Source organism: Pseudomonas sp. NMS19W (genome assembly GCF_051554255.1).
GTDB classification, from domain to species: Bacteria; Pseudomonadota; Gammaproteobacteria; order Pseudomonadales; family Pseudomonadaceae; genus Aquipseudomonas; species Aquipseudomonas kribbensis.
In genome coordinates this window covers 1,125,887-1,151,525 of the sequence record NZ_CP136718.1, presented here as the reverse complement: position 1 = coordinate 1,151,525, position 25,639 = coordinate 1,125,887, and the positions used below count along the sequence as shown (strand labels likewise).

Below are 25,639 nucleotides of genomic sequence, written 5' to 3'. Positions count from 1 at the left end.
AAAGCCAATCGATGCCGCAGGTGGATCCCGAACTCTTCGACCGCGGCCAGTTCCAGGCTGAACTGGCCCTGAAAGCGAGTCCCATCGCGGCGTTCAAGAAGGCGATCCGCCAGGCCCGCGAAGTGCTCGATGCACGCTTTCGCAGCGGCCGCGACATCCGGCGACTGATCGAGGATCGCGCCTGGTTCGTCGACAACATCCTGCAAAAGGCCTGGGACCAGTTCAACTGGAGCGAAGACGCCGACATTGCGCTGGTCGCGGTCGGCGGCTACGGTCGCGGGGAGTTGCACCCTACTCCGATATCGATCTGCTGATCTTGCTGGACAGCGCCGACCACGAAATTTTCCGTGATTCCATCGAGCGTTTTCTGACGCTGTTGTGGGACATCGGCCTGGAAGTCGGTCAGAGCGTTCGTTCGGTGGACGAATGCGCCGAAGAGGCCCGCGCCGACCTGACGGTGGTTACCAACCTGATGGAGAGCCGTACCATCTGCGGCCCCGAGCGTCTGCGCCAGCGCATGCTCGATGTCACCAGCACCGCCCACATGTGGCCGAGCAAGGAATTCTTCCTGGCCAAACGCTCCGAGCAGAAGGCCCGTCACCACAAGTACAACGACACCGAATACAACCTGGAACCCAACGTCAAAGGCTCGCCCGGCGGACTACGGGATATTCAGACAATTCTGTGGGTCGCCCGTCGCCAGTATGGCACCCTGAACCTGCGCGCCCTGGCCGGCGAAGGCTTCCTGGTCGAGAGTGAAAACGCCCTGTTGGCGTCATCCCAGGAGTTCCTGTGGAAAGTGCGCTACGCGCTGCACATGCTGGCCGGCCGCTCCGAAGATCGCCTGCTGTTCGATCACCAACGCACCATTGCGGGGCTGCTGGGTTTTGAAGGCGACGACGCCAAGCAGGCCGTCGAAAACTTCATGCAGCAGTACTTCCGCGTGGTGATGAGCATCGCCCAGCTCAGCGACCTGATCATCCAGCACTTCGAGGAAGTCATCCTCGCCCCGGAAGACGAAGCGCCGCCACAGCCGATCAACTCGCGTTTCCAGTTGCACGACGGTTATATCGAAGCCCGCAACGACAACGTGTTCCGCCGCACGCCGTTCGCCATGCTCGAGATCTTCGTGCTGATGGCCCAGCAGCCGGAAATCAAGGGCGTGCGCGCCGATACCATTCGCCTGCTGCGGGAAAACCGTCACCTGATCGACGATAATTTCCGCAACGACATCCGCAACACCAGCCTGTTCATCGAGCTGTTCAAGTGCAAGATCGGCATCCACCGCAACCTGCGGCGGATGAACCGCTACGGCATTCTCGGGCGTTACCTGCCGGAATTCGGTTTCATCGTCGGACAGATGCAGCACGACCTGTTCCACATCTATACCGTCGATGCCCACACGCTGAACCTGATCAAACACCTGCGCAAGTTGCAGTACTCGCAGGTGTCGGAAAAATTCCCGCTGGCCGCCAAGCTCATGGCCAAACTGCCCAAGCCCGAACTGATCTACATGGCGGGCCTGTATCACGACATCGGCAAGGGCCGGCACGGCGACCACTCGGATATCGGCGCAGTGGATGCCGAAGCGTTCTGTCAGCGCCATCAGCTGCCGGTGTGGGACAGCCGCCTGATCGTGTGGCTGGTGCAGAATCATCTGGTGATGTCGACCACCGCCCAGCGCAAGGACTTGTCCGACCCGCAGGTGATCCATGACTTCGCCCAGATCGTCGGCGACGAAACCCGCCTCGACTACCTGTACGTGCTGACCGTGGCCGACATCAACGCAACCAACCCGACCCTGTGGAACTCCTGGCGCGCCAGCCTGCTGCGCCAGCTCTACACCGAGACCAAGCGCGCCCTGCGTCGCGGCCTGGAAAACCCGGTGGATCGCGAAGAGCAGATCCGCCAGACCCAGAGCGCAGCGCTGGATATTCTGGTGCGCGGCGGCACCGATCCGGACGACGTCGAGCAATTATGGGCGCAACTGGGCGACGACTATTTCCTGCGCCACACCGCCGGCGACGTGGCCTGGCACAGCGATGCGATTCTCCAGCAGCCGGCCGACGGCGGGCCGCTGGTATTGATCAAGGAAACCACCCAGCGCGAATTCGAGGGCGGCACACAGATCTTCATCTATGCCCCGGACCAGCACGATTTCTTTGCCGTGACCGTGGCCGCGATGGACCAGCTCAACCTGAACATTCACGACGCCCGGGTCATCACGTCCAGCAGCCAATTCACCCTCGACACCTATATCGTGCTCGACACCGATGGCGATTCGATCGGCGACAATCCGCTGCGGATCAAGCAGATCCGCGACGGTCTGACCGAAGCCCTGCGCAACCCGGACGACTACCCGACCATCATCCAGCGTCGGGTGCCACGCCAGCTCAAACACTTTGCGTTCGCACCACAGGTCACTATCCACAACGACGCCCAGCGTCCGGTGACAGTGCTGGAACTCACCGCCCCCGACCGGCCAGGTCTGCTGGCACGGATCGGCGGGATTTTCCTGGAGTTCGACCTGTCGCTGCAGAACGCCAAGATCGCCACCCTGGGCGAACGAGTGGAAGACGTGTTCTTCATCACCGACGCCCACAATCAGCCGCTGTCCGACCCGCTGCTGTGCAGCCGCTTGCAGGATGCCATCGTCGAGCAGCTCAGCGTCAATCAGGAACCCGATATCAAACTGTCGCGCATCAGCATTTGATTGCGCGCCCGGATTCAACCGCTTTGCACGAGACCCCGTACCGATGAACAACGCTCTGACCCAGCTGCAGCCCTACCCGTTCGAAAAGCTCCGCGCCCTGCTCGGCAGCGTCACGCCGAACCCGGACAAGCGCCCGATTGCGCTGTCCATCGGCGAGCCGAAACACCGTTCGCCAAGCTTTGTCGCCGAAGCGCTGGCCAACAACCTGGATCAAATGGCGGTGTACCCGACCACTCTCGGCATTCCGGCTCTGCGCGAAGCCATCGCCGCCTGGTGCGAGCGTCGTTTCAACGTGCCGAGCGGCTGGATCGACCCGGCGCGCAACGTGCTGCCGGTCAACGGCACCCGTGAAGCGCTGTTCGCGTTTACCCAGACCGTGGTCAACCGTGGCGATGACGCACTGGTGGTCAGCCCGAATCCGTTCTATCAGATCTACGAAGGCGCGGCGTTCCTCGCCGGCGCCAAGCCGCACTACCTGCCATGCCTGGATGAAAACGGCTTCAACCCGGACTTCGACGCGGTATCGCCGGACATCTGGAAACGCTGCCAGATCCTGTTCCTGTGCTCGCCGGGCAACCCGACCGGCGCGCTGATTCCGGTCGACGTGCTGAAGAAACTGATCGCCCTGGCCGACGAATACGACTTCGTGATCGCCGCCGACGAGTGCTACAGCGAGCTGTACTTCGACGAGCAGACACCACCGCCGGGCTTGCTCAGCGCCTGCGCCGAACTGGGTCGCAAGGATTTCAAGCGTTGCGTGGTGTTCCACAGCCTGTCCAAGCGTTCGAACCTGCCAGGCCTGCGATCGGGCTTTGTTGCCGGTGATGCAGACATCCTCAAAGGCTTCCTGCTGTACCGCACCTACCACGGCTGCGCGATGCCGGTTCAGACCCAACTGGCCAGCGTTGCTGCGTGGAATGATGAAGTGCATGTACGCGCCAACCGTGCGCTATATCGCGAGAAGTTCGACGCCGTACTGGCGATCCTCAGCCCGGTGATGGATGTGCAGCGTCCGGATGGCAGCTTCTATCTGTGGCCGAATGTGCAAGGCGATGACGCCGCGTTCTGCCGCGATCTGTTTGCCGAAGAGCACGTGACCGTGGTACCGGGCTCGTATCTGTCCCGGGATGTCGACGGGGTCAACCCGGGTGCCGGCCGCGTGCGCATGGCGCTGGTCGCACCGTTGGCAGAATGCGTCGAAGCGGCCGAACGCATCCGCGATTTCGTCCTGCGCCACAAGTAATACCTGAACGCCCGTGCCGGGCAATCCGGCACGGGTGGTCGAATATCAGGAAACAGTTCCTCTTCTTTTTATCCTCCCCCTCTTCCGCTCAGACGTTAGTCTTGGACGGCGCCGTTCGCTGCGCAGCAAAACCGACCCTGGACTTCATGGAAGAAGTAAAAATGACAGCACTACTCGATTGCCAGCTCATTCAATGGCCCGACGATCAGGCGGCCTACACAGCCGCCATGAATGAAAATCCGGCCAATGCCGGTACCGCGACCGGTACTCGCCGCAAGCGCTCCGTAGTCAATTATTCAAAACTGTGGGCCAACGGCCGCACGCTGAAAGTTGCCTTCATGGATGCGCTCGATACCGATCACAAGACGAAGATCATCAACGCCGCGAGCCAGTGGCTGCCGTACATCAACCTCAAGTTTGAATTCGTCGATCACTTCAAGGGCGACATCCGCATTGCCACAAAAAACAATGACAACAGTTCGATGCTGGGCACCGACGCCCTGCTGATCCACCCTGACCATCCAACCATGAATCTCGGAGTCAAACCGGATCATGAAGATTTTGAGGTAATCGTGATTCACGAGTTCGGCCACGCATTGGGGGCGATGCACGAGCATCAGCACCCACAGGCAAAAATCCCGTGGGACAAGCCAAAAGTGTATGAATTCTACAAAAATCGCGAGATGAACCCGCTGACCGAGGAGCAGGTCGACAGAAACCTGTTTGCCGCCTTCGACACGCTGGATGCGATCTACACGGCCTACGATCGCACGTCGATCATGCACCATCCCGTGGCCAACACGTTGACTGTGGGCAACTGGGAGGTGCCGATCAACCGCAAGATCAGCAAGAAAGACAAACGCCTGATGAAACTGCTCTATCCCAAATAACGGTTTCTATTTGACCTGCCCCAGATTCGCCTCACTCAAATCCAGCTCGCCCAACACTTCACGCAGCACATCATCGCCAATCTGGTGCTGACGACTCAGGCTATACAACTCAAGGCGTTGCGCCCGCAGCGCCTTGAGACGCAAGCGGCGCTCAAGCAGATCCATCTGAAATGCCAGCGCCTGGGCTTCCGCCGAATCGTTGAACACCTCCAGTTGATGGCGATACTCGGACATGATCCGCGCCTTGAGCTCCGCCGACAGTGCGGCCTGCGCGGCATCCTGCGGATTGACCTCTTCGATCTCCAGCGCGTGGATCGCCGCTTCGGCCGTCTTGCGCCAGGCATCGCGAACTTCCTGGCGACGTTTGTCGTCGGGGCTTTTCTGGATTCCGCGCAGCAGCAACGGCAAAGCGATGCAGGCTGCCACCAGCGACATCAGGATCACCCCGGCGGCGATGAAGATCAGCAGGTCACGTTCGGGAAAGGCCTCATTGCCCATCAGCATCGGCACCGACATCACGCCCGCCAGGGTCACCGCTCCGCGCACACCGCCGACCGTCAACAGCCAGCAGGAACGTGCCGTTGGCACTTGCGTGAGGTCACCCTTGCCGCGCAAGCGACGCAGCAGGACCGACAGACGCCAGATGCTTTGCACCCAGATGAAGCGCAGCAGCACCAAGGCAAGGAATATCGCCACTACGTCGAGGCAGCGATAAAGCAGCGTCGGCCACAATGAGGTTTCGTGGCTGACCACCGCCTTGATGATGTCCGGCAGTTGCAGGCCGAGCAGCAGGAAGATCAAACCGTTGAAAGCAAACTCCAGCAACGACCAGACGCTGCGATTGAGCAAACGGGTGCTGGTCTGGCGCGGCAGCAGATCGAGCCAGCTCTGCATCATCCCCGCTGCCACCGCCGAAAGAATGCCCGAGGCGCCAAGCCGTTCGGCCAACACGTAAGCGGCAAACGGCAGCAGCAACATGAACACCACGTGAGTCGCCGGATCGTCCCAGCCCCGGGCGATCATCCATGCGCGCAAACGGCCCACCAGCCAGCTCAGCGCAACACCGACCGCCAGCCCGCCAACCGCCACCAGTACAAACGTCAGACTGGCGTTGGCCAAAGAAAACGCACCGGTAACCGCCGCCACCAGGGCGAACTTGAAAGTCACCAGACCCGAAGCATCGTTCATCAACGCTTCGCCTTGCAGCATGTGCATCAGCGGTGTCGGCAAACGGTTCTGCGAAATCGCCGACACCGCCACGGCGTCGGTCGGCGACAGCACCGCCGCCAGCGCGAACGCCACCGGCAATGGAATCGTCGGCAACAGCCAGTGAATGAAGTAGCCGGCACCGACCACGGTAAACAGCACCAACCCGACTGCAAGCGTCAGGACCGGCCCGCGCAGACGCCACAATTCGCGTTTGGGCATGCGCCAGCCATCGGAGAACAACAGCGGCGGCAGGAACAGAAACAGGAACAGCTCGGGATCGAGCGCCACATGCAGGCCAAGAGTCGGCCAGGCCAGCAAGGCCCCGGCGGCAATTTGCACCAACGGTAGCGGCAACGGGATGACCCGTCCGACCAGACGCGAAACGCTGACCAGCATCAGCAGGATCAGGACGGTATAAGCGGTTTGCATAAAGCGGAAATCCCGGACAATCGACAGCGTTGAACTGCCATATTAGCCGCTTAGGCTGTGGCTGACCGTTGCACCTATGTCGCACATCGGTGGACGGCAGCCAGTGACAATGGGACAAACCCCGGCCAGCGGCGACGCCGAAACCGTCCGGTCGTGGCATAATCCGTCACCTTTTCTTTCCGGCAACCTGTAAAGGGGGCGATTCCTTGACCGTTTCAAGCAAAACGTTGCACCTTTTCGGCATCAAAGCCTGCGACACCATGAAAAAGGCGCGCACCTGGCTCGATGAACACGCTGTCAGCTACGACTTCCACGATTACAAAACCGCCGGCATCGACCGTGAACACCTGACCCAATGGTGTGACGAACACGGCTGGCAAACGGTGTTGAACCGCGCAGGCACGACCTTTCGCAAGCTCGACGACGAACGCAAAGCCGATCTCGACCAGTCGAAAGCCATCGAACTGATGCTCGCTCAACCCTCGATGATCAAGCGCCCGGTGCTCGATCTCGGTGACCGAACCCTGATTGGCTTCAAGCCAGATATCTACGCGGCCGCGCTCAAGTAAGCAGCCCGTCACTTTTTGTAGAGGTATTCACATGTCCAACTCCCTGTTCAGTATCGCCTTCGGCGTCGGCACCCAGAACCGTCAAGGTGCGTGGCTGGAAGTGTTCTACGCCCAGCCGCTGCTCAACCCGTCCGCCGAACTGGTCGCTGCCGTTGCACCGATCCTCGGCTACACCGAAGGCAACCAGGCCATCAGTTTCACCACCGCACAGGCCGCACAACTGGCTGAAGCCGTGAAAGGCATCGACGCCGTCCAGGGCAAGCTGCTGACCCGTCTGGCCGAAAGCCACAAGCCGCTGGTTGCCACCCTGCTGGCTGAAGACGCTCAACTGACCTCCACCCCTGAGGCGTACCTGAAGCTGCATCTGCTGTCCCATCGTCTGGTCAAGCCGCACGGTGTGAGCCTGGCCGGGATTTTCCCGTTGCTGCCGAACGTGGCCTGGACCAGCCAGGGCGCCATCGACCTGAGCGAACTGGCCGAGCTGCAACTCGAAGCCCGTCTGCGTGGCGAACTGCTGGAAGTGTTCTCGGTGGACAAGTTCCCGAAAATGACCGACTACGTGGTACCGGCCGGCGTGCGTATCGCTGACGCTGCACGTCTGCGTCTGGGCGCCTACGTGGGTGAAGGCACCACCGTGATGCACGAAGGTTTCATCAACTTCAACGCCGGAACCGAAGGCCCGGGCATGATCGAAGGCCGCGTCTCCGCTGGCGTATTCGTCGGCAAGGGTTCGGACCTGGGCGGCGGCTGCTCGACCATGGGCACCCTGTCGGGCGGCGGCAACATCGTGATCAAGGTCGGCGAAGGCTGCCTGATCGGCGCCAACGCCGGTATCGGTATCCCGCTGGGCGACCGCAACACCGTCGAGTCGGGTCTGTACGTGACCGCCGGTACCAAGGTGGCGCTGCTGGACGAGCACAACAACCTGGTCAAAGTGGTGAAAGCCCGTGAACTGGCCGGTCAGACCGACCTGCTGTTCCGTCGCAATTCGGAAACCGGTGCCGTGGAATGCAAGACCCACAAATCGGCGATCGAACTGAACGAAGCGCTGCACGCTCACAACTAAGCGCCAGAAGCTCACCTGAGGAAGCTGGCCTGTTTGCGATGGCGTTCGAAAGATCGCCTTCGCGGGCAAGCCCGCTCCCACAGGGTTCGGCGTTAACCCGCCCAAGTTCACCAGGGCTCGAAAGCATGATGATTCCCTCCCCCTGGCGCGCCGATTTCCCGGCCATCGCCGCCCTGCAACGGCAAGACCAGACCTATCTGGACAACGCCGCCACCACGCAAAAACCCCAGGCCCTGCTCGACGCACTGGCGCATTACTACGCCAACGGCGCGGCCAACGTGCACCGTGCGCAGCATCTGCCCGGCGCCCATGCCACGCAGGCATTCGAGGACAGTCGCCTGAAGGTCGCCCAGTGGCTGAATGCCGGTGGCAGCGGGCAGATCATCTTCACCCACGGCGCCACCAGCGCGCTGAATCTCCTGGCTTATGGCCTGGAACATCTTTTCCATCCGGGCGATGAAATTGTCATCAGCGCCCTGGAGCATCACGCCAACCTGCTGCCGTGGCAGCAACTGGCACAACGTCGCGACCTGAAACTGGTGATCCTGCCGCTGGACGATGACGGTGTGATCGATCTCGCCGCCGCCGTTCACCTGATCGGTCCGCGCACCCGTCTGCTGGCGGTCAGCCAGTTGTCCAACGTGCTTGGGGCCTGGCAACCGTTGCCGGCCCTGCTGGCGATGGCCAGGGCGCAGAACGCGATGACTGTGGTCGATGGCGCTCAAGGCGTTGTCCATGGCCGACATGACGTGCAGGCACTGGGTTGTGACTTTTATGTGTTTTCCAGCCACAAGCTGTACGGCCCCGATGGCCTCGGCGTGCTGTTCGGGTGCAACGAAGCGCTCGAACAACTGCGGCCGTGGCAGTTCGGCGGCGAAATGGTGCTGGAAGCCAACTATCACGAATCCCGTTTCCGCCCTGCTCCGCTGGGCTTCGAAGCCGGAACGCCGCCGATTGCCAGTGTGATCGGCCTCGGTGCGACCCTCGACTACCTTGCGGGTCTGGATCTGGACGCCGTGTCCGCCCACGAAGCCGCGCTGCACGATTACCTGTTGCGTGGCCTCGCCGCTCGCAACGGCATTCGCCTGCTGGGCAAGCCACAACTGGCGCTGGCCAGTTTTGTCGTCGAAGGTGTGCACAACGCTGATCTCGCGCACTTGCTGACCGAACAGGGCATCGCCGTGCGCGCCGGGCATCACTGCGCGATGCCGCTGCTCAAGCGCTTTGAACTGGCCGGGGCGATTCGCGTGTCGCTGGCGCTGTACAACGATTCCGAAGATCTGGAGCGCTTCTTTGAAGCGCTGGATCAGTCGCTGGAGTTATTGCGATGAGCCTGCCGGCAGAGGCCGCCGAAGCCCTGCAAACCTTTCAGAACGCCGCCGGTTGGGAGCAGCGGGCGCGTTTGCTGATGCAGTTTGGTGATCGACTGCCGCCGTTGAGCGATGCGGACAAGTGCGAGGCCAACCGGGTGCACGGCTGTGAAAGTCAGGTGTGGCTGGTCGGCGAGTTGCGCGATGGCCATTGGCAGTTCGCAGCGAGCAGCGATGCGCGGATGATTCGCGGATTGGTGGCATTGTTGCTGTTGCGGGTCAACGGCTTGAATGCTGAAGAATTGCAGCAGGTGGATCTGCCGGACTGGTTCAATCAACTGGGGTTGTCGCGACAGCTGTCGCCATCGCGCAGCAATGGCCTGAATGCCGTGCTGCAGCGGATGAACGAGCTGGCGCAGTAAAAGGGCCGCTGCGCAGCCCTCTGCTTCAGGCCTGAGGCTTGACCCGATCCGCCGGGCGCCGGACGCCCGCGACAATCTTGTCCACCGCCTTGGTTGCCGCGACCATGCCGAACGTCGCCGTCACCATCATCACCGCGCCAAACCCGCCGGCGCAGTCCAGCTTCACGCCGTCGCCGACAAAACTCTTCTGCAGACAGATGCTGCCGTCCGGTTTTGGATAACGCAGCTGTTCGGTGGAGAACACGCACGGCACGCTGTAATGACGGGTCACTGTGCGCGAAAAGCCGTAATCGCGGCGCAATGTCGAGCGCACTTTCGAGGCCAGCGGATCGTTGAAGGTGCGGTTGAGGTCGCAGACCTGAATCAGTGTCGGATCAATCTGCCCGCCGGCGCCGCCGGTGGTGATGATCTGGATCTTGCGGCGCTTGCACCAGGCGATCAGCGCCGCCTTGGCGTTGACCGCATCGATGCAGTCGATCACGCAGTCGATGTTCGGCGTGATGTATTCGGCCATGGTGTCGCGGGTGACGAAGTCCGCCACGGCGTGCACCTTGCAGTCCGGGTTGATCCCGCGCAGACGCTCCGCCATCACCTCGACCTTGGGTTTGCCGACGGTGCTGTCCAGCGCATGCAACTGCCGGTTGGCGTTGCTGACGCAGACATCGTCGAGGTCGAACAGGGAAATTTCGCCCACCCCGCAACGGGCCATGGCTTCCGCCGCCCAGGAACCGACGCCGCCAACGCCGACAATCGCCACGTGGGCGGCGCGCAGACGCTCCATCCCTTCAATGCCATACAAACGGGCGATGCCTGCAAACCGCGGATCTTCTGTACTCATGACCATTACCCCAAAAACCGGCGCGCATTATAGGACTACGCAGCGACAAGTTTTAAGCTTCAAGCTACAAGTGTAAGAACTTAAGTCAAAGTCGATTGCCCAACGTCCGGCATTTCCCTGTCTGTTGTAGGACTCGGCGAACTGCCGGTGTAGGATGCGCGCCCTCAGGCGTCAACCAGCCGACCCTTCGTTCCACAGACCTTGGAACCCGACACAGCTATGTCATCGCGTAAATTTGGACTCAACCTGGTGGTGGTTCTGGCAATCGCCGCCCTGTTCACCGGTTTCTGGGCGCTGATCAACCGCCCCGTCTCCGCGCCGAACTGGCCGGAGCAGATCTCCGGTTTCTCCTATTCACCGTTCCAGCAAGGACAGTTCCCGCAGAAGGATCAGTATCCGACTGACGACGAAATGCGCCGCGACCTGGAGATCATGAGCAAGCTGACGGACAACATCCGCATCTACTCGGTCGACGGTTCCCTGCAAGACATCCCGAAACTGGCGGAAGAATTCGGCCTTCGCGTGACCCTGGGGATCTGGATCAGCCCCGACCAGGAACGCAACGAACGGGAAATCACCCGTGCCATCGAACTGGCCAACACCTCGCGCAGCGTGGTTCGCGTGGTGGTCGGTAACGAAGCAATCTTCCGCAAGGAAATCACTGCCAAAGAACTCAGCGTGCTGCTCGACCGCGTGCGCGCGGCCGTGAAAGTGCCGGTGACCACCTCCGAACAGTGGCACGTCTGGGAAGAACACCCGGAACTGGCCAAGCACGTCGACCTGATCGCCGCGCACGTTCTGCCTTACTGGGAATTCATTCCGGTGGACAAGGCCGGGCAGTTCGTTTTCGACCGCGCCCGCGACCTGAAAAAGATGTTCCCGAAAAAGCCGCTGCTGCTGTCCGAAGTGGGCTGGCCGAGCAACGGCCGCATGCGCGGTGGCGCCGATGCGTCGCCGGCGGATCAGGCGATCTACCTGCGCACGCTGGTCAACAAACTCAACCGCCAGGGCTTCAACTACTTCGTGATCGAAGCGTTTGACCAGCCGTGGAAGGCCAGCGACGAAGGTTCGGTCGGCGCTTACTGGGGCGTGTTCAACGCAGCGCGCCAGCAGAAATTCAACTTCGAAGGCCCGGTGGTGGCGATCCCGCAATGGCGCGTGCTGGCCATCGGCTCGGTGGTGCTGGCGCTGTTGTCACTGACCCTGCTGATGATCGACGGTTCGGCCCTGCGCCAGCGCGGCCGTACTTTCCTGACCTTTATCGCGTTCCTCTGCGGTTCGGTGCTGGTGTGGATCGGTTACGACTACAGCCAGCAATACAGCACGTGGTTCAGCCTGACGGTGGGCTTCCTTCTGGCGCTCGGTGCGCTCGGGGTGTTCATCGTGTTGCTGACCGAGGCCCACGAACTGGCCGAAGCCGTGTGGATCCACAAGCGTCGCCGTGAATTCCTGCCGGTGGTCGGCGATTCGGACTACCGCCCGAAAGTATCGATCCACGTGCCTTGCTACAACGAGCCGCCGGAGATGGTCAAACAGACCCTCAATGCCCTGGCCAATCTCGATTATCCGGACTTCGAAGTCCTGATCATCGACAACAACACCAAGGACCCGGCGGTCTGGGAACCGGTGCGCGACTACTGCGAAACCCTCGGCCCGCGCTTCAAGTTCTTCCACGTTTCGCCCCTGGCCGGTTTCAAGGGCGGCGCGCTGAACTATTTGATCCCGCACACCGCCAAGGACGCCGAAGTGATCGCGGTGATCGACTCCGACTACTGCGTGCACCCGAACTGGCTCAAGCACATGGTGCCGCACTTCGCCGACCCGAAAATCGCCGTGGTGCAGTCGCCGCAGGACTACCGCGACCAGAACGAAAGCACCTTCAAGAAGCTCTGCTACGCCGAATACAAAGGTTTCTTCCACATCGGCATGGTCACCCGCAACGACCGCGACGCGATCATCCAGCACGGCACCATGACCATGACCCGTCGCTCGGTTCTGGAAGAACTGGGCTGGGCCGACTGGTGCATCTGTGAAGACGCCGAACTCGGTCTGCGCGTATTCGAGAAAGGCCTTTCGGCGGCGTATTACCACGACAGTTACGGCAAGGGTCTGATGCCGGACACCTTCATCGACTTCAAGAAGCAGCGTTTCCGCTGGGCCTACGGCGCGATCCAGATCATCAAGCGTCACACCCGCAGCCTGCTGCGCGGCAAGGACACCGAACTGACCCGTGGTCAGCGTTACCACTTCCTCGCGGGCTGGCTGCCGTGGGTGGCAGACGGCATGAACATTTTCTTCACCGTCGGCGCGTTGCTGTGGTCGGCGGCGATGATCATCGTGCCGCAGCGGGTCGATCCGCCACTGCTGATCTTCGCGATCCCGCCGCTGGCGCTGTTCGTGTTCAAGGTCGGCAAGATCATCTTCCTGTACCGTCGCGCCGTGGGCGTGAACCTCAAGGATGCGTTCTGCGCGGCACTGGCCGGCCTGGCGTTGTCGCACACCATCGCCAAAGCGGTGCTGTACGGCTTCTTCACCAGCAGCATTCCGTTCTTCCGTACGCCGAAAAACGCCGACAACCATGGCTTCTGGGTGGCGATTTCCGAGGCCAGGGAAGAGCTGTTCATCATGCTGCTGTTGTGGGGCGCGGCGCTGGGGATTTACCTGGTGCAGGGCATTCCGAGCAACGACATGCGCTTCTGGGTGGCCATGCTGCTGGTGCAGTCGCTGCCGTATGTGGCGGCGCTCATCATGGCGTTCCTGTCGTCGCTGCCGAAACCTTCGGCGGCGCCTGAACCGGCACCTGTCGTCTAATTCCTCGACGAAGCACTAAACGGCGGCCAATGGTCGCCGTTTTGCTTTAAGATAACCGCCATTTTGCAGGGCCAAGGCCCCGATGGCCTGCCACCAGACCTGTGAGAGCGAGCTTGCTCGCGATGAGTCCGTCACATTCAACATTTATGTTGAACAGGACATCGTCATCGCGAGCAAGCTCGCTCCCACATTTACAGCATCCGGAGTTTTCCATGACGGCCCACGCCGACCTTTCGCCGACCCTCCAACTCGCCATCGACCTGATCCGCCGTCCGTCCGTGACGCCGGTCGACGCCGATTGCCAGAAGCAGATGATGCAGCGCCTGGGCGATGCCGGTTTCACCCTCGAGCCGATGCGCATCGAAGATGTGGATAACTTCTGGGCGACTCACGGCAAAAACGACGGCCCGGTGCTGTGCTTCGCCGGCCACACCGATGTGGTGCCGACCGGTCCGGTGACCGCCTGGCAGATCGACCCGTTCAACGCGGTGATCGACGAACACGGCATGCTTTGCGGCCGTGGCGCGGCGGACATGAAAGGCAGCCTGGCCTCCATGACTGTGGCCGCCGAGCGCTTTGTCGCCGACTACCCGGATCACAAGGGCAAGGTCGCGTTCCTGATCACCAGCGACGAAGAAGGCCCGGCCCATCACGGCACCAAGGCTGTGGTCGAGCGTCTGGCAGCCCGTAACGAGCGTCTGGACTGGTGCATCGTCGGCGAACCGTCGAGCACCACGCTGGTGGGCGACGTGGTGAAAAACGGTCGTCGCGGCTCTCTCGGCGCCAAGCTGACCGTGCGCGGTGTGCAGGGCCACGTGGCCTATCCGCACCTGGCGAAGAACCCGATCCACCTCGCGGCTCCGGCCCTGGCCGAACTGGCCGCTGAGCACTGGGATCACGGCAACGACTTCTTCCCGCCGACCAGTTTCCAGATTTCCAACGTCAATTCCGGCACCGGCGCGACCAATGTGATTCCGGGTGATCTGGTGGCGTTGTTCAACTTCCGTTTCTCCACCGAATCAACCGTCGAAGGCCTGCAGAAACGCGTCGCCGACATCCTCGACAAGCACGGTCTGGACTGGCACATCGACTGGGCGCTGTCCGGTCTGCCGTTCCTCACCGAGCCGGGCGCGCTGCTCGACGCGGTGTCGTCGAGCATCAAGCAGATCACCGGCCGCGAGACCAAGGCGTCCACCAGTGGCGGTACTTCCGATGGCCGTTTCATCGCGACCATGGGTACCCAGGTTGTTGAGCTGGGCCCGGTCAACGCGACCATCCACCAGGTCAACGAACGCGTGCTGGCGGCCGATCTCGACGTGCTGACCGAGATCTACTACCAGACCCTGATCAAGTTGCTCGCCTGATGCTTGCGTGTCCAATCTGCAGTGAACCGCTGAACGCGGTGGACAACGGCGTGGTCTGCCCTGCCGGCCACCGCTTCGACCGTGCGCGCCAGGGTTATCTGAACCTGCTGCCGGTGCAGCACAAGAACAGCCGCGATCCCGGCGACAACCAGGCGATGGTCGAGGCTCGCCGCGACTTTCTGAACGCCGGCCATTACGCGCCGGTGGCCAAGCGCCTGGCGGAACTGGCGGCGAGTTATGCGCCGGCCCGTTGGGTCGATATCGGTTGTGGCGAGGGCTACTACACCGCGCAGATCGCCGAGGCCTTGCCGGATGCTGACGGTTACGCGCTGGACATCTCGAAAGAGGCGGTCAAACGCGCCTGCAAACGCAATCCGGCGCTGACCTGGTTGATCGCCAGCATGGCCCGTGTGCCATTGGCTTCCGGCAGTTGCCAGTTTCTGGCCAGTGTCTTCAGTCCACTGGACTGGGAAGAAGCCAAGCGCCTGCTCAGCGTCGGCGGCGGTCTGATGAAAGTCGGCCCGACCAGCGGTCATCTGATGGAACTGCGCGAACGCCTGTACGACGAAGTGCGTGAGTACACCGACGACAAGCACCTGGCCCTGGTGCCGGAAGGCATGGCGCTGGCGCACAGTGAAACCCTGGAATTCAAACTGACGCTGGACAGACCCGAGGATCGCGCCAACCTGCTGGCGATGACGCCCCACGGCTGGCGCGCCAGTGCCGAGCGCCGTGCGGCGGTAATCGAGCAGGCCGAGCCGTTCGTGACCACCGTGTCGATGCGCTACGATTATTTCGTTCTTCAATAACTTTTGGACTCGGGCAAGCAGCCCGGGGCCGGCTAAATCCGCGAATGGATTTTTCAGACCCGCAGTGAGGATATCCATGCGCCAACCGGACATCGAGATTTACCTGAAAGACGCCGACGTCGACCACAAGGCCATTTCCGCCTGGCTGGGCGCAGCCCTCGGCCCGTGCAGCGACTGGGTACAGAAAGGTCAGACCTACAAATGCAAGGCCGGCAACATCCCGGTGACCTGGCTGCCGAAAGCCGTGGGCAAGTGGAACAGCCTGTACCTGGAAAGCGACCAGACGCCATGGGACGACGACATCGCCTGCGCCCGTGCAGCCTTTGCCGCGCTGAACGTCGAAGTGCGCTGCGCGCCGGGGACGTGGGTCGAGGAAGAAGGTGAGGAAACGGCGGACCGCTGGATTCGGATCAGCGAAGACGGTGAAGAAGAAATCACCTGGAAAACGGCATAAAAGCAGCTTCGAGCTACAAGCCTCGAGCCGCAAGCCGAACTGCTTGTGGCTTATAGCTTGCAGCTCGTAGCTAGCTTTACAGGCCTACAACATCCTCCGCCTGCAAGCCCTTCTGCCCTTCCACCACCGCGTATTCAACCTGCTGACCTTCAGTCAGCGAACGGTGGCCTTCACCGCGGATCGCGCGGTAGTGCACGAATACGTCCACCCCGTCTTCGCGCTGAATGAAGCCGTAGCCCTTGGCATCGTTGAACCACTTCACGCTGCCGGTTTCACGTGTTGCCATCTGTTCATACTCCTTTTTTATTATTGAACAGGCTTTTCGCAGGAAAGCCTTTGCGGAACGTCAGCCTGCGTCCGACGTCCATAAAAGGGCCCCGGCGACAGACCGCCGAGTATATGACAGGCGGCAGAACTCTCAACAGGAGATTACTTCGCCGCTTTTTTGCCGATTTTCCATGAATCCGGCACACTATCGACCGCCCGAGCAAACGCTCGGTTTATCCACTCACGCAGAAGCCGTATGACCCGCTCCCCGTTCCGCCGTCTTGTGTTTGGCACCTTGCGCCGACTGTTGTATCTCTGGGTTCGCTCCGAGACGATCAACCAGTCGTCGTTCACCCTCAACCTCGACCGCAGTCGTCCGGTGTTCTACGTCCTGCAAAACCCATCGCTGACTGATCTGGCGGTGGTCGACACCGAGTGCACCAAGGCCGGCCTGCCGCGCCCGGTACTGCCGGTATCCGTGGGATCGCTGATCGAACCGGCGGCGTTCTTCTATCTGACGCCGGACCCGGACTGGCTCGGCCGCCAGGACAAGCGCGGCGCACCGCCGCCCCTGACCCGACTGGTCAGCGCCCTCACCCAGAATGCCGCCGAAGACGCGCAGATCATTCCGGTCAGCGTGTTCTGGGGCCAGTCGCCGGACAGCGAAAACAGTCCGTGGAAACTGCTGTTCGCCGACAGCTGGGCCGTCACCGGGCGCCTGCGTCGGCTGCTGAGCATCATGATTCTGGGGCGCAAGACCCGCGTGCAGTTCTCCGCGCCGATCCATCTGCGTGAACTGATCGAACACAACAAGGGCCACGAGCGCACCGTGCGCATGACCCAGCGAATCCTGCGGGTGCACTTCCGCAACCTCAAGGCTGCGGTGATCGGCCCGGACATTTCCCACCGCCGCAACCTGGTCAAGGGCTTGCTCAACCAGCCGCTGGTCAGGCAAGCGATCCTCGACGAGGCCGAGCGCGAAAACATCTCCCCGGAAAAAGCCAAGGCCCAGGCCCTGCGCTACGGCAACGAAATCGCGTCGGACTACACCTACACCGCAATCCGTTTTCTGGAAGTGGTGCTGAGCTGGTTCTGGAACAAGATCTACGACGGGATCAAGGTCAACCACATCGAAGGCGTGCAGAAGGTCGCCCAGGGTCACGAAGTGATCTACGTGCCGTGCCACCGCAGCCACATCGACTACCTGCTGCTGTCGTACCTGCTGTTCCGCAACGGCCTGACCCCGCCGCACATTGCCGCCGGGATCAACCTCAACATGCCGGTGATCGGCAGTCTGTTGCGGCGCGGCGGTGCGTTTTTCATGCGCCGCACGTTCAAGGGCAATCCGCTGTATACCTCGGTGTTCAACGAATACCTGCACACCCTGTTCACCAAGGGCTTCCCGGTCGAATACTTCGTCGAGGGCGGCCGCTCGCGTACCGGGCGCATGCTGCAACCGAAAACCGGGATGCTGGCGATCACGATGCGCAGCTTCCTGCGCTCCTCGCGGATGCCGATCGTGTTCGTGCCGGTGTACATCGGCTACGAGCGCGTACTCGAAGGTCGCACCTACCTCGGCGAACTGCGTGGCGCGAGCAAGAAGAAAGAATCGATCTTCGACATTTTCAAAGTCATCGGCGCGCTCAAGCAGCGTTTCGGCCAGGTGGCGGTGAACTTCGGCGAGCCGATCAAACTGGCGGAATTCCTCGACAGCGAACAGCCGGGCTGGCGCCAGCAGGAGTTGGGCCCGCAGTTCAAACCGGCGTGGCTCAACGAAACCACCAATCGCCTCGGCGAAAAGGTCGCGCAGCACCTGAACGAAGCGGCGGCGATCAATCCGGTCAACCTGGTGGCGCTGGCGTTGCTGTCGACCACTCGTCTGGCACTGGATGATCGAGCCATGGCCAGGGTGCTGGATCTGTATCTGGCACTGTTGCGCCAAGTCCCATACTCGCCGCACACCACGTTGCCGGAGGGTGATGGCCGGGCGTTGATCAAGCATGTGAAGGACATGGATCTGCTGTCCGAACAGAACGATGCGCTGGGCAAGATTCTCTATCTGGACGAACAGAACGCCGTCCTGATGACCTACTACCGCAACAACGTGCTGCACATCTTCGCCCTGCCGGCGTTGCTGGCAAGTTTCTTCCAGAGCACTTCGCGCATGAGCCGCGAGCAGATCCTGCGCTACACCCGAGCGCTGTATCCGTACCTCCAAGCGGAGCTGTTCATCCGCTGGAGCCTGGACGAACTGGATGCGGTGATCGATCAGTGGCTGGAGGCTTTCGTCGAACAAGGCCTGCTGCGTTTCGAGAAAGACGTGTACCTGCGCCCGGCACCGAGCTCGCGGCATTTCGTGCTTCTGACCCTGCTGTCGAAGAGCATCGCCCAGACCCTGCAACGCTTCTACATGACCGTATCGTTGTTGCTCAACGCCGGCCAGAACACCATCAGCGCCGAAGAACTGGAAGACCTGTGCACAGTCATGGCCCAGCGCCTGTCGATCCTGCATGGCCTGAACGCACCGGAGTTCTTCGACAAGAGCCTGTTCCGCCACTTCATCCAGACGATGCTCGATCTCGACGTGCTGCGTCGCGACGAAGCAGGCAAGTTGAGTTATCACGAACTGCTTGGAGAACTGGCCGAAGGCGCAGCGAAACGGGTGTTGCCTGCGGAGATTCGATTGTCGATTCGCCAGGTGGCGCTACATCGCAGCGAAGATGCAGCCGATCAGCCCGCCGCCCCCGCACAAAGCGACTAGATTCCTATAGGCGCCAGGCTTCTTCTGGCGCCGTCGATACGGAGATTTCCGATGAAAAAACTATCCCTGCTGGCCGCAGCCACTTTGCTCAGCGCCTGCCAGTCCACGACACCCGCCGGCAAAGCCAGCCTCGACGGCGAAGTGTTCTACCTGCAACGCATCGCCCTGCCACCAAGCGCGACCTTGAGTGTGAGCCTGCAGGACGTTTCGCTGGCCGATGCGCCGGCCGTCGTGCTCGACGAACAGAAAGGCCCGATCAAGGGACAAGTGCCGCTGCCGTTCCATTTGAGCTACGATCCGGCCCAGGTCAAACCCGGCCACCGCTACTCGGTCAGCGCACGCATCGAAGTCAACGGCGAACTGATGTTCATCACCACCGAAAACCATGCCGTGCAGCTTGATGGCAAGGATCCCCAGCCACTGAAGATCCGCGTCGACGCCGCCCGCTAACGCTCTTATGAACAAGGAAGCCTTGATGCTCCGCCCTACCCTTCGCTTCGCCGGCCTGTGCGCGGGCCTGATGATATCCGCCAGCGCCATGGCCCTGTCCCTCAGCGACCTGTCGCAGGGCGACGCCACCGGCGGCCTCAAGGATGCCCTGACCCAGGGTGCGCAACTGGCCGTCAAACAACTCGGCACGCCGGGTGGTTTCAGCAACAACCCGGACGTAAAAATCGAACTGCCGGGCAAACTCGGCAAAGTCGCCGGCAAGATGAAAGCGTTCGGCATGGGCGCCCAGGTCGACGAACTGGAAACCGCCATGAACAAGGCTGCGGAAACCGCCGTGACCCAGGCTCAGCCGATCCTGGTCGACGCCGTGAAGAAAATGAGCGTGGCCGACGCCAAAGGCATCCTCAGCGGCGGCAACGACTCCGCCACCCAATACCTGGACAAATCCAGCCGCGAACAGATCCGCGCCAAGTTCCTGCCAATCGTCAAACAGGCGACCGACAAGGTAGGCGTGGCGCAGAAGTACAACTCGTTCGCCGGCCAGGCTGCGACACTGGGCGTGGTCGACGCGAAGAGCGCGAACATCGAAAGCTACGTCACCGAACAAGCGCTGAACGGCCTGTTCGAAATGATCGGCAAACAGGAAGAAACCATCCGCAAGAACCCGGCCGCTGCGGCGACGAGTCTGGCGAAGAAGGTGTTCGGCAGCCTTTAGGCCGACGCTGCACGGGAGCGAGGCAACTCGCTCCCGTCCTTCAACACACTGGCTGGACTGCGTAAAAAGAACACCCACTCGCTGCCCATTTTCCTTTTCTCGAAGACCTTCAATTCGACCAGTCCATTCAGGGCCGACATCGCGGTGCTGCAAGAACAACCCAAGTGTTCCCTCACGTTGCTCGCCGTAAACTCCTTCGCCACTCCGCTCTTGGCCACCTGATACAGCGCCCGCTGCCTTTGCGTAAGCCGCTCGAAAAAGTCCGACGCCATCAGCCAGCGCTCAAAGTCTTCCGTGTACGCCAGGCTTTTGCGGTAGACATCCGTGAAGCGACCGACTGCACGCTGAATCACCGAACACTGCAACTCGATGAAATACGTCAGATCCAGCTCATCGGCCTCGCTATGCAAATACGACCGCCCGTACTTCACCGGCGCCCAGCGATAGCGCAAATCCTCAAAAGGCAAATAACGCCCCCGATCATCGAGAGGCTTCAGCAACGCCAGATAATCCACCAGATACTGCTTGTGCGGCGCCCGCGCCAACAAGTCGAACACCGGATCGGACCGTCCTTTCAATACTGGCGGCTTCTTCATGAAAAACCTCTCGATCACTCATAAACACAGAGAACCGAGTACAACACCCCAGACCAGATGGCCTCAATATCAGAGAATTCTGAAAAGTCTGTAGGAGACACCGCAGCCCATAGCCACTCAAACACGATGAGCGTTAGCTCGAGTAAAGCTTTTGACGTGCCGGCCCCATCGGTAGGCTGAGTGGAGGGATTTATCCGGGGTAGGCGCGAAGCGCCGTTCGACGAAGTCGAACACATCGAGAGGAGGTGCAGCGAAGCAAACCGGAGGCGATGCCCCCGGATGAATCCCGTAACGAAGGAACACCGAGCCAAAGCGAGGGGCCGAACGCCGGGGCCCAGCCTTTTGGTTCCTTTTTGGCGTCTGAAAAAGGGACTCGCCGTAAGGGCGAAACCGCCAGCGGCAACACCCGAAGCAACGGATATTCACAAAAAACACCCAGAGCATGGCCGGCCCAAAGGCCGCCACGCTCAACAAAGCAAATCAACCGTCCCGACGAACCCTGAACCAAGCCGCATACAACGCCGGCAAAAACAAAAGCGTCAGAGCCGTCGCCACAATCAACCCACCCATGATCGCCACCGCCATCGGCCCGAAAAACACACTGCGTGAAAGCGGAATCATCGCCAGCACCGCCGCCAGCGCGGTCAGCACAATCGGCCGGAACCGCCTCACGGTTGCCTCGATAATCGCCTGCCAGGGCCTGAGCCCCGCCGCAATATCCTGCTCGATCTGATCCACCAGAATCACCGAGTTGCGCATGATCATCCCCGACAGTGCAATCGTCCCGAGCATCGCCACAAACCCGAACGGCTGGCGGAACACCAGCAGAAACAGCGTCACCCCGATCAACCCCAGCGGCGCCGTCAGAAACACCATCGCCGTACGCGAGAAACTGCGCAGCTGCACCATCAGCAACGTCAGCACCACGACAATGAACATCGGCACACCGGCATTCACCGACTTCTGCCCGCGCTCGGAGTCTTCTACCGTGCCGCCGACGTCCAGCAGATAACCGTCAGGCAATTCGGCACGGATCGGATCGAGGGTCGGCTGGATCTGTTTCACCAGCGTCGCCGGTTGCTCCTTGCCATAGATATCGGCCCGCACCGTCACGGTCGGCAGTCGGTTGCGATGCCAGATGATGCCTTCCTCGAAGCCATATTCCAGCGTGGCAATCTGCGACAACGCAACGCTGCGACCGTTGTCGGTCGGCACCGCCAGACTCGGCAGCAGCGACAGTTCGGTACGCTCATGCACGGTGCCGCGCAGGAGGATTTCGATCAGCTCGTTGTCTTCGCGGTACTGGCTGACACTGGAACCGGTCAGCGAACTCTGGAGGAATTTCGCCAGGTTCGCCGTGCTGACACCCAGAGCCCGGGCGCGATCCTGATCGATGTTCAGGTACACGACCTTGCTCGGCTCTTCCCAGTCCAGGTGCACGTTCACCACATGCGGATTCTCGCGCACCTTGGCCGCGACCTTGCGTGCCAATGCGCGGACTTCTTCGATGTGTTCACCCGTGACGCGGAACTGCACCGGATAGCCGACCGGCGGGCCGTTCTCCAGTCGCGTGACCCGCGAGCGCAGGGCCGGGAATTGTTCGTTGAGGGTATCGATCAGCCAGGTGCGCAGGGCTTCGCGTTCCTCGATGGTTTTCGCCAACACCACGAACTGGGCGAAGCTCGCCGCCGGCAGTTGTTGATCCAGAGGCAAATAGAAACGCGGCGAACCGGTGCCGACGTAGGCCACGTAATTGTCGATGCCGGCATGATCCTTGAGCATCGCTTCCAGTCGCTTGACCTCAGCGGTGGTGTTGGCCAGCGACGCGCCTTCCGCCAGTTTCAGATCGACCATCAGTTCCAGCCGGTTGGAGGCCGGGAAGAACTGCTGCGGGACGAACTTGAACAGCATCACCGAAGCGACGAACAGCCCCACTGTCAGCACGATCACCGTTTTACGCCGACGCACGCACCACTCCACCAGACGTCGAACCCGCTGGTAAAACGGTGTGGCATAGGGATCCGGATGTCCGTCCCCCGAGCCGTGTTTGGCCGCGTGAATTTTCGCCAGATCCGGCAGGAGTTTTTCCCCGAGGTACGGCACAAACATCACCGCCGCCACCCACGAGGCGAGCAACGCGATGGTGACGACCTGAAAGATCGAGCGGGTGTATTCACCGGTGCCGGACTGCGCGGTGGCAATCGGCAGGAAACCCGCAGCGGTGATCAGCGTACCGGTGAGCATCGGGAATGCGGTGCTGGTCCAGGCGTAACTGGCGGCCTTGATCCGGTCGAAGCCCTGCTCCATTTTGATCGCCATCATTTCCACGGCGATGATCGCGTCGTCCACCAGCAAGCCCAGCGCCAGTACCAGTGCGCCGAGGGAAATCTTGTGCAGGCCGATGCCGAGGTAATACATGCAGGCGAAAGTCATCGCCAGCACCAGCGGAATAGTCAGCGCCACCACCATGCCGGTGCGCACGCCGAGGGAGAAGAAACTCACCAGCAACACGATGGCCAGCGCTTCGACCAGGACCTGGACGAACTCGCCGACGCCACTTTTCACCGCCGCTGGCTGATCGGAAACCTTGCGCAGTTGCATGCCGGCCGGGAGGTTTTTCTGGAGGCGGGAGAATTCGACTTCCAGGGCCTTGCCCAGCACCAGAATGTCACCGCCGTCCTTCATCGCCACCGCGAGCCCGATCGCGTCTTCGCCCATGAAGCGCATGCGCGGCGCCGGCGGATCATTGAAACCGCGCCGCACGTCGGCGACATCGGAGATGCGGAACGTACGATCACCGACCCGGATCGGGAAGTTCTTGATCTCGTCGACGGTCTGAAAATTCCCCGAAACCCGTAACTGCAAGCGCTCGCTGCCGGTCTCGAAGAACCCGGCAGTGGACACCGCGTTCTGCTCTTCCAGCGCCTGCTGGACTGCCGCCAGCGGCAAGCCGAGGGTGGCAAGTTTGACGTTGGACAGCTCGACCCAGATCTTCTCGTCCTGCAGCCCGAGCAGGTCGACTTTGCCCACGTCCTTGACCCGTTGCAGCTGGATCTGGATGCGGTCGGCGTAATCCTTGAGCACGGCGTAGTCGAAACCGTCGCCGGTCAGGGCGTAGATATTGCCGAACGTGGTGCCGAATTCATCGTTGAAGAATGGGCCCTGAATGCCCGGTGGCAGGGTCTGGCGGATATCGCCGACCTTCTTGCGCACCTGATACCAGAGGTCCGGAATCTCCACCGAATGCATCGAGTCGCGGGCGATGAAGGTGACCTGTGATTCACCGGGACGAGAGAACGAAACGATGCGTTCGTACTCACCGGTTTCCATCAGTTTCTTTTCGATGCGCTCGGTGACCTGACGCGAGACTTCCTGCGCCGTGGCGCCGGGCCAGCGGGTCTGGATGACCATGGCCTTGAAGGTGAATGGCGGGTCTTCACTCTGGCCGAGCTTGGTGTAGGACAAGGCGCCGACGATGGCCAGCAGAAGCATCAGGAACAGTACGATCTGGCGATTACGCAACGCCCATTCGGAAAGGTTGAAGCGCATCGGGACTTACTCCTTGTCCGCCAGATTGACCACACGGTTGGAGCGATCCACGGGACGCACCTGCTGCCCTTCCAGCAGCACATGCACGCCGGCGGCCACGACCCAGTCGCTGGCGTTGAGGCCTTCGAGCACCGGCACGGTTTTCTCGCCGAACGGGCCGACACGCACAGGGGTTTTCTTCAAGGTGTTGTTGGCGCTGACGACCCAGACGTAGGTCGCGCCGTTTTCGGCGGTCAGGGCCGAGAGCGGCACCGACAGCGGGATCACGTCGGCGGTCTGCACGAAGACTCGTGCGCTCTGGCCGAGCTCGACCGGCACGTTGCCGGCGGTGAAGGCAATGCGGGCGGCGAAGGTCCGGGATTTAGGGTCGGCGGCCGGGGACAACTCGCGGATCTTCCCGGCGAAGCGCTGGTTCGGTTGCGTCCACAGCTCCACGGAAACAGGCTGGCCGACCTTGAAGCGGCCGAAGCTTTGCTCCGGCAGGCTGATCGACACTTCGCGCTCGCCATCAGTGGCGAGGGTGAATACGGTCTGCCCGGCGGCGACCACTTGCCCGACTTCCACCGAGCGCTTGGCCACTACACCGTCCTGAGGCGCGCGCAACACAGCGTAACTGGCCTGGTTGGTCGAGACGTTGAATTCGGCTTTGATCTGTTTGAGGCGGGCCTCACCGGAGCGGTAGAGGTTTTCAGCATTGTCATAGGCCGAGCGGCTGACCATCTGCCGTTCCATCAGGGTCTTGTAACGGTCACGCTCGGCGCGCACCAGATTCAGATTGGCTTCGGCGGCGGTGACCTGGGCACGGGTGGCTTCCAGTTGCAGGCGTACGTCCTGCGGATCGAGTTCGGCCAAGGGTTGATCGGCCTTCACGCGCTGGCCTTCCTCGACCAGTCGTCGGCTGACTTTGCCGCCAATGCGGAACGCCAGATCCGGTTCGTAGCGGGCGCGAACCTCGCCCGGATAACTTTCCATCGCCTGCGCCGAAGGCTCTGGCTGCACCACCATGGCCGGTCGCACGCTGACTGGCGTCACCTCTTCCTTGCCACATGCCGACAATAAAAACGCCAGAGTGACTGGCACTGCAAAGGACAACGCATGGCGGAACATGGTGAAGGACCTTTCGCTAAGGAGGCTTGGAATAATTATACTGGCCGGTATGTTATTAATAGCAAAC

18 protein-coding genes and 2 pseudogenes are annotated in these 25,639 nt (G+C 61.3%); 14 read left to right on the top strand and 6 right to left on the bottom strand.

The genetic code is table 11. The features are described from left to right. The first annotated feature begins 11 nt into the window (after window positions 1-11). From R1A29_RS05070 to R1A29_RS05060, 3 genes and pseudogenes are all read left to right on the top strand, one after another. Window positions 12-2,713 (top strand): annotated as a pseudogene (locus R1A29_RS05070) ([protein-PII] uridylyltransferase). 43 nt (window positions 2,714-2,756) lie between these two features. Continuing rightward, window positions 2,757-3,956, top strand: coding sequence for a succinyldiaminopimelate transaminase (dapC, locus tag R1A29_RS05065; protein WP_085712836.1), 1,200 nt, complete (start codon window positions 2,757-2,759; stop codon window positions 3,954-3,956). 101 nt (window positions 3,957-4,057) lie between these two features. After that, window positions 4,058-4,846 (top strand): M12 family metallopeptidase, encoded by a 789-nt coding sequence (locus tag R1A29_RS05060; protein WP_438300821.1) that lies wholly within the window; start codon window positions 4,058-4,060, stop codon window positions 4,844-4,846. Window positions 4,847-4,852: 6 nt separating this feature from the next. Here R1A29_RS05060 and R1A29_RS05055 read toward each other — a convergent pair whose 3' ends face one another. Then, complete coding sequence (locus tag R1A29_RS05055; RefSeq protein WP_438300820.1) at window positions 4,853-6,484, bottom strand: Na+/H+ antiporter; 1,632 nt, start codon at window positions 6,482-6,484, stop codon at window positions 4,853-4,855. 260 nt (window positions 6,485-6,744) lie between these two features. Between R1A29_RS05055 and R1A29_RS05050 the strand changes: the two genes are divergently transcribed. The 4 genes from R1A29_RS05050 (at window position 6,745) to R1A29_RS05035 (ending at window position 9,851) form a co-directional block, all read left to right on the top strand. After that, window positions 6,745-7,053 (top strand): arsenate reductase, encoded by a 309-nt coding sequence (locus tag R1A29_RS05050; protein ID WP_042607053.1) that lies wholly within the window; start codon window positions 6,745-6,747, stop codon window positions 7,051-7,053. A gap of 31 nt (window positions 7,054-7,084) precedes the next feature. Then, on the top strand, window positions 7,085-8,119 hold the full coding sequence (gene dapD / locus R1A29_RS05045) for a 2,3,4,5-tetrahydropyridine-2,6-dicarboxylate N-succinyltransferase (RefSeq protein ID WP_085712832.1): 1,035 nt from the start codon (window positions 7,085-7,087) through the stop codon (window positions 8,117-8,119). A 125-nt stretch (window positions 8,120-8,244) separates the two neighbouring features. Next, window positions 8,245-9,450 carry an aminotransferase class V-fold PLP-dependent enzyme gene (locus R1A29_RS05040; RefSeq protein WP_438300819.1) on the top strand — a complete coding sequence of 402 codons (1,206 nt, stop codon included), beginning with the start codon at window positions 8,245-8,247 and terminating at the stop codon, window positions 9,448-9,450. Beyond that, window positions 9,447-9,851 carry a SufE family protein gene (locus R1A29_RS05035; RefSeq protein WP_438300818.1) on the top strand — a complete coding sequence of 135 codons (405 nt, stop codon included), beginning with the start codon at window positions 9,447-9,449 and terminating at the stop codon, window positions 9,849-9,851. Before R1A29_RS05040 ends, R1A29_RS05035 begins: the two co-directional genes overlap by 4 nt. A 25-nt stretch (window positions 9,852-9,876) precedes the next feature. Here the strand turns inward: R1A29_RS05035 and tcdA are convergent, their stop codons facing one another. Further along, window positions 9,877-10,695: a tRNA cyclic N6-threonylcarbamoyladenosine(37) synthase TcdA gene (gene tcdA, locus R1A29_RS05030; protein ID WP_085702578.1), complete on the bottom strand. Its 819-nt coding sequence runs from the start codon at window positions 10,693-10,695 to the stop codon at window positions 9,877-9,879. Window positions 10,696-10,908: 213 nt separating this feature from the next. Between tcdA and R1A29_RS05025 the strand changes: the two genes are divergently transcribed. The 4 genes from R1A29_RS05025 (at window position 10,909) to R1A29_RS05010 (ending at window position 16,127) form a co-directional block, all read left to right on the top strand. Then, window positions 10,909-13,500, top strand: a complete 2,592-nt coding sequence (locus R1A29_RS05025; RefSeq protein ID WP_265812191.1) for a glycosyltransferase — start codon at window positions 10,909-10,911, stop codon at window positions 13,498-13,500. 212 nt (window positions 13,501-13,712) lie between these two features. Continuing rightward, window positions 13,713-14,864: a succinyl-diaminopimelate desuccinylase gene (dapE, locus tag R1A29_RS05020; protein WP_114881565.1), complete on the top strand. Its 1,152-nt coding sequence runs from the start codon at window positions 13,713-13,715 to the stop codon at window positions 14,862-14,864. After that, window positions 14,864-15,673, top strand: coding sequence for a putative RNA methyltransferase (locus R1A29_RS05015; protein WP_438300817.1), 810 nt, complete (start codon window positions 14,864-14,866; stop codon window positions 15,671-15,673). Before dapE ends, R1A29_RS05015 begins: the two co-directional genes overlap by 1 nt. 76 nt (window positions 15,674-15,749) lie before the next feature. Then, a complete protein-coding gene (locus R1A29_RS05010) occupies window positions 15,750-16,127 on the top strand; it encodes a hypothetical protein (protein WP_085729795.1) in 378 nt (125 codons plus the stop codon). A 76-nt stretch (window positions 16,128-16,203) separates the two neighbouring features. Here R1A29_RS05010 and R1A29_RS05005 read toward each other — a convergent pair whose 3' ends face one another. After that, complete coding sequence (locus tag R1A29_RS05005; RefSeq protein ID WP_077044286.1) at window positions 16,204-16,413, bottom strand: cold shock domain-containing protein; 210 nt, start codon at window positions 16,411-16,413, stop codon at window positions 16,204-16,206. A 237-nt stretch (window positions 16,414-16,650) separates the two neighbouring features. On the opposite strand from R1A29_RS05005, the gene plsB reads away from it, so the two are divergent. From plsB to R1A29_RS04990, 3 genes are read left to right on the top strand one after another with little or no spacing between them, the layout of a single operon-like run. Beyond that, entirely contained in the window at window positions 16,651-19,155 is a 2,505-nt protein-coding gene (gene plsB, locus R1A29_RS05000; protein WP_438300816.1) for a glycerol-3-phosphate 1-O-acyltransferase PlsB, read from the top strand. A 51-nt stretch (window positions 19,156-19,206) separates the two neighbouring features. Next, entirely contained in the window at window positions 19,207-19,605 is a 399-nt protein-coding gene (locus R1A29_RS04995; protein ID WP_438300815.1) for a YbaY family lipoprotein, read from the top strand. Between the two features lie 25 nt (window positions 19,606-19,630). Further along, window positions 19,631-20,320 carry a DUF4197 domain-containing protein gene (locus tag R1A29_RS04990; protein ID WP_085712823.1) on the top strand — a complete coding sequence of 230 codons (690 nt, stop codon included), beginning with the start codon at window positions 19,631-19,633 and terminating at the stop codon, window positions 20,318-20,320. Here R1A29_RS04990 and R1A29_RS04985 read toward each other — a convergent pair. The 3 genes and pseudogenes from R1A29_RS04985 to R1A29_RS04975 form a co-directional block, all read right to left on the bottom strand. Then, window positions 20,317-20,766, bottom strand: a pseudogene (locus tag R1A29_RS04985) (Fic family protein); the annotation flags it as partial. The gene R1A29_RS04990 and the pseudogene R1A29_RS04985 overlap by 4 nt on opposite strands. Before the next feature lie 630 nt (window positions 20,767-21,396). Beyond that, complete coding sequence (locus tag R1A29_RS04980; protein WP_438300814.1) at window positions 21,397-24,465, bottom strand: efflux RND transporter permease subunit; 3,069 nt, start codon at window positions 24,463-24,465, stop codon at window positions 21,397-21,399. Between the two features lie 6 nt (window positions 24,466-24,471). Beyond that, the gene (locus R1A29_RS04975) at window positions 24,472-25,572 is read right to left on the bottom strand and encodes an efflux RND transporter periplasmic adaptor subunit (protein WP_114881559.1); all 1,101 of its coding nucleotides are present in this window, start codon (window positions 25,570-25,572) and stop codon (window positions 24,472-24,474) included. Window positions 25,573-25,639: the final 67 nt, after the last annotated feature.